The sequence below is a fragment of the Pseudomonas sp. NPDC089530 genome (assembly GCF_050280705.1).
Lineage (GTDB): Bacteria > Pseudomonadota > Gammaproteobacteria > Pseudomonadales > Pseudomonadaceae > Aquipseudomonas.
In genome coordinates this window covers 1-4,960 of sequence record NZ_JBNNVU010000166.1, presented here as the reverse complement: position 1 = coordinate 4,960, position 4,960 = coordinate 1, and the positions used below count along the sequence as shown (strand labels likewise).

Genomic DNA, 4,960 nt, shown 5'->3' with positions numbered 1-4,960 from the left:
TGCAGCGGCAGGCGCCGCTGGCTGTGCCGCTGGTGCTGCTCCTGGCGCGCCTGGTGCTGGCTGCCTGAAGATCGTCCAGAAGGAACGTGGCTGGGTGCCGGACGGCGCCGTGTACGCCATCGGCGAGATCCTCGGCATCCCGGCCAGCGACGTAGAAGGCGTGGCGACGTTCTACAGCCAGATCTTCCGTCAGCCGGTCGGCCGTCACATCATCCGCGTCTGCGACAGCATGGTCTGCTACATCGGCGGCCATGAGTCCGTGGTCAGCCAGATCCAGAGCGAGCTGGGGATCGGCCTCGGCCAAACCACCGCCGACGGCCGCTTCACCCTGCTGCCGGTATGCTGCCTGGGCAACTGCGACAAGGCCCCGGCGCTGATGATCGACGACGACACTTTCGGCGACGTGCAGCCTGCTGGCGTGGCCAAACTGTTGGAGGGCTACGTATGACCCTGACATCCTTCGGCCCGGCCAACCGCATCCAGCGCAGCCCGGAAACTCATCCGCTGACCTGGCGCCTGCGCGACGACGGCGAGCCGGTATGGCTCGACGAGTACCAGGCCAAGAACGGCTACGCCGCTGCGCGCAAGGCTTTCGCCGACCTGTCCCAGGACGACATCGTCCAGACCGTCAAGGACTCCGGCCTCAAGGGCCGCGGCGGCGCGGGCTTCCCCACGGGTGTTAAGTGGGGCCTGATGCCCAAGGACGAGTCCCTGAACATCCGCTACCTGCTGTGCAACGCGGACGAGATGGAACCCAACACCTGGAAGGACCGCATGCTGATGGAGCAACTGCCCCATCTGCTGATCGAAGGCATGCTGATCAGCGCCCGTGCGCTGAAAACCTACCGCGGCTACATCTTCCTGCGCGGCGAGTACACCACCGCCGCCCGGCACCTCAACCGTGCCGTGGAAGAAGCCAAGGCCGCGGGCCTCTTGGGCAAGAACATCCTGGGCAGCGGCTTCGATTTCGAGCTGTTCGTGCACACCGGCGCCGGGCGTTACATCTGCGGTGAAGAAACCGCGCTGATCAACTCCCTGGAAGGCCGCCGCGCCAACCCACGCTCCAAGCCGCCCTTCCCTGCCGCCGTCGGCGTGTGGGGCAAGCCGACCTGCGTGAACAACGTCGAGACCCTGTGCAACGTGCCAGCGATCATCGGCGATGGCGTGGACTGGTACAAATCCCTCGCTCGCGAAGGCAGCGAAGACCACGGCACCAAGCTGATGGGCTTCTCCGGCAAAGTGAAGAACCCTGGCCTGTGGGAACTGCCGTTCGGCGTGACCGCGCGCGAGCTGTTCGAAGACTACGCCGGCGGCATGCGCGACGGCTTCAAGCTCAAATGCTGGCAGCCAGGCGGCGCCGGTACCGGTTTCCTGTTACCTGAGCACCTGGATGCGCAGATGTACGCCGGCGGCATTGCCAAGGTAGGCACCCGCATGGGTACCGGCCTGGCCATGGCGGTGGACGACAGCATCAACATGGTGTCGTTGCTACGCAACATGGAAGAGTTCTTTGCCCGTGAATCCTGCGGCTTCTGCACCCCTTGCCGCGACGGCCTGCCGTGGAGCGTCAAGCTGCTGCGTGCCCTCGAGAAGGGCCAGGGCCAGGCCGGCGATATCGAGACCCTGCTGGGTCTGGTCGGTTTCCTCGGCCCAGGCAAGACCTTCTGTGCTCACGCACCGGGCGCTGTGGAGCCGTTGGGCAGTGCCATCAAGTATTTCCGTCCAGAGTTCGAGGCCGGCATCGCAGCCAGCAGTGCTGCCGCCGTTCCGCCCCTGGCCCGGCCGATCGTAGTCGGCGCGTAAACGTATCGAACGAGGGTGGTCCGTGCCGCCCTCATGTCGCCTGAAGACGCCTCGACGCGCCAGGCGAGTACCAGATTCCATTAGCCACGCCCGCACATGCGGGCCAACGAAGAACTTTGAACCATGGCCACTATCCACGTAGACGGCAAAGCGCTCGAAGTCGATGGGGCAGACAACCTGTTACAGGCATGTCTGTCGCTAGGCCTCGACATTCCTTATTTCTGCTGGCACCCCGCGCTCGGTAGCGTCGGTGCCTGTCGCCAGTGCGCGGTCAAGCAGTACACCGACGAGAACGACACCCGTGGTCGGATCGTCATGTCCTGCATGACCCCCGCCACCGACAACACCTGGATTTCCATCGACGACGAAGAGTCCAAGGCCTTCCGCGCCAGCGTCGTCGAATGGCTGATGACCAACCACCCGCACGACTGCCCGGTCTGCGAGGAAGGCGGTCACTGCCACCTGCAAGACATGACCGTGATGACCGGCCACAACGAGCGCCGTTATCGCTTCACCAAGCGCACCCACCAGAACCAGGAGCTCGGCCCGTTCATCGCTCATGAGATGAACCGCTGCATCGCCTGCTACCGTTGCGTGCGCTACTACAAGGACTACGCTGGCGGCACTGACCTCGGCGTGTTCGGCGCCCACGACAACGTGTACTTCGGTCGCGTTGAAAGCGGCACCCTGGAAAGCGAGTTTTCCGGCAACCTCACCGAGGTCTGCCCGACCGGTGTGTTCACCGACAAGACTCACTCCGAGCGCTACAACCGCAAGTGGGACATGCAGTTCTCGCCGAGCATCTGCCATGGCTGCTCCAGCGGTTGCAACATCTCCCCGGGCGAGCGTTACGGCGAACTGCGGCGCATCGAGAACCGCTACAACGGTTCGGTGAACCAGTACTTCCTGTGCGACCGTGGCCGCTTCGGCTATGGCTACGTCAACCGCGAAGACCGTCCACGCCAGCCGCTACTCAACGACGGCACCAAGCTGAGCCTGGACCAGGCGCTGGACAAGGCCGCCGACCTGCTGCGCGGCCGTAACATCGTCGGTATCGGCTCGCCTCGCGCCAGCCTGGAAAGCAACTACGCCCTGCGTGAGCTGGTCGGCGCCGAGCACTTCTACTCCGGTATCGAAGCCTCTGAACTGGAGCGCATCCGTCTGGTCCTGCAGGTGCTCAAGAACAGCCCGCTGCCTGTGCCGACCATGCGCGAGATCGAAGATCACGACGCCGTGTTCGTCCTCGGCGAAGACCTGACCCAGACCGCCGCCCGCATGGCCCTGGCCCTGCGCCAGTCGGTCAAGGGCAAGGCCGAAGACATGGCCGAGGCCATGCGCGTCCAGCCTTGGCTCGACGCCGCGGTGAAGAACATCGGCCAGCACGCGCTGAACCCGCTGTTCATCGCCAGCCTCGCCGAGACCAAGCTCGACGACGTCGCCGAGGAGTGCGTACACGCCGCTCCCGATGACCTGGCGCGCATCGGTTTCGCCGTGGCCCACGCCCTGGACGCCAGCGCCCCGGCCGTCGAAGGCCTGGACGCTGAAGCCCTGGAGCTGGCCAAGCGCATCGCCGACGCCCTCCTCGCGGCCAAGCGCCCACTGATCGTCGCCGGCACCTCCCTGGGTTCCAAGGCGCTGATCGAAGCCGCGGCCAACATCGCCAAGGCCCTGAAGCTGCGCGAGAAGAACGGCTCCATCAGCCTGATCGTGCCTGAGGCCAACAGCCTCGGCCTGGCCATGCTCGGTGGCGAGTCGCTGGACGCCGCGCTGCAAACCGTCATCGACGGTAAGGCCGACGCCATCGTCGTGCTGGAAAACGATCTGTACACCCGCACCGACGCCGCCAAGGTCGACGCCGCGCTGAACGCCGCGAAAGTGGTGATCGTCGCCGACCACCAGAAGACCGCCACCAGCGACCGCGCGCAACTGGTTCTGCCAGCGGCCAGCTTCGCCGAAGGCGACGGCACCCTGGTCAGCCAGGAAGGCCGCGCCCAGCGTTTCTTCCAGGTCTTCGATCCGACCTACATGGATGCCAGCATCCTGGTCCACGAAGGCTGGCGCTGGCTGCACGCCCTGCGCGCGACCCTGCTGAACCAGCCGGTGGACTGGACCCAACTGGACCACGTGACCGCTGCCTGCGCCCAGAGCACCCCGCAACTGGCGCGCATCGTCGATGCCGCGCCATCGGCGTCGTTCCGTATCAAGGGCATGAAACTGGCCCGCGAACCGCTGCGCTACAGCGGCCGGACCGCGATGCGTGCCGACATCAGCGTGCACGAACCGCGCACCCCGCAGGACAAGGACACCGCGTTCGCCTTCTCCATGGAAGGTTACTCGGGCTCCGCCGAACCGCGCTCCCAGGTGCCGTTCGCCTGGTCGCCGGGCTGGAACTCGCCGCAAGCCTGGAACAAGTTCCAGGACGAAGTCGGCGGTCACCTGCGTGCCGGCGATCCGGGCACTCGCCTGATCGAAAGCCAGGGCGACAGCCTCGGCTGGTTCGCCAGCGTGCCTCGCGCCTTCTCCCCTGCCCAGGGCACCTGGCAGGCGGTGCCGTTCTACCACCTGTTCGGCAGCGAAGAGAACACCTCGAAAGCCGCTCCGGTCCAGGAACGTATCCCGGCCGCCTACGTTTCCCTGGCCAAGTCCGAAGCCGACCGCCTGGGCGTCAACGATGGCGCGCTGCTGGCCCTGAACGTAGCGGGCCAGACCCTGCGTCTGCCGCTGCGCATCAACGAAGAACTGGGCGCTGGCCTGGTGGCCCTGCCGGCCGGCCTGGCAGGCATTCCACCGGCGATCTTTGGCAAATCCGTTGACGGTCTGCAGGAGGCAGCGCAATGACCTGGTTCACCCCTGAAGTGATCGACGTGATCCTGACGGTCATCAAGGCCATCGTCGTCCTGCTGGCCGTTGTGGTCTGCGGGGCGTTGCTGAGCTTTGTCGAACGTCGCCTGCTGGGCTGGTGGCAGGACCGCTACGGTCCGAACCGCGTCGGCCCGTTCGGCATGTTCCAGATCGCCGCCGACATGCTGAAGATGTTCTTCAAGGAAGACTGGACCCCGCCGTTCGCCGACAAGGTGATCTTCACCCTGGCGCCGGTCGTGGCCATGAGCGCCTTGCTGATCGCCTTCGCGATCATCCCGATCACCCCGACCTGGGG

General features: G+C 65.7%; 4 protein-coding genes. All 4 read left to right on the top strand.

Features of this window, described 5'->3' with window-relative positions:
• On the top strand, positions 1 to 448 hold a 448-nt coding region (gene nuoE / locus ACQKQA_RS29580; RefSeq protein ID WP_427564712.1), incomplete at its 5' end, for an NADH-quinone oxidoreductase subunit NuoE.
• Positions 445 to 1,803 carry an NADH-quinone oxidoreductase subunit NuoF gene (gene nuoF / locus ACQKQA_RS29575; protein ID WP_427564711.1) on the top strand — a complete coding sequence of 453 codons (1,359 nt, stop codon included), beginning with the start codon at positions 445 to 447 and terminating at the stop codon, positions 1,801 to 1,803. The genes nuoE and nuoF, both read left to right, overlap by 4 nt.
• A 123-nt stretch (positions 1,804 to 1,926) precedes the next feature.
• Complete coding sequence (nuoG, locus tag ACQKQA_RS29570; RefSeq protein WP_427564710.1) at positions 1,927 to 4,641, top strand: NADH-quinone oxidoreductase subunit NuoG; 2,715 nt, start codon at positions 1,927 to 1,929, stop codon at positions 4,639 to 4,641.
• On the top strand, positions 4,638 to 4,960 hold a 323-nt coding region (locus tag ACQKQA_RS29565), incomplete at its 3' end, for an NADH-quinone oxidoreductase subunit H (protein WP_427564709.1). The genes nuoG and ACQKQA_RS29565, both read left to right, overlap by 4 nt.

What these genes read in the sequence shown, in the direction of transcription:
- nuoF (WP_427564711.1), top strand. Translation starts at nt 445, where the DNA reads ATGACCCTGACATCCTTCGGCCCGGCCAACCGCATCCAGCGCAGCCCG.
- nuoG (WP_427564710.1), top strand. Translation starts at nt 1,927, where the DNA reads ATGGCCACTATCCACGTAGACGGCAAAGCGCTCGAAGTCGATGGGGCA.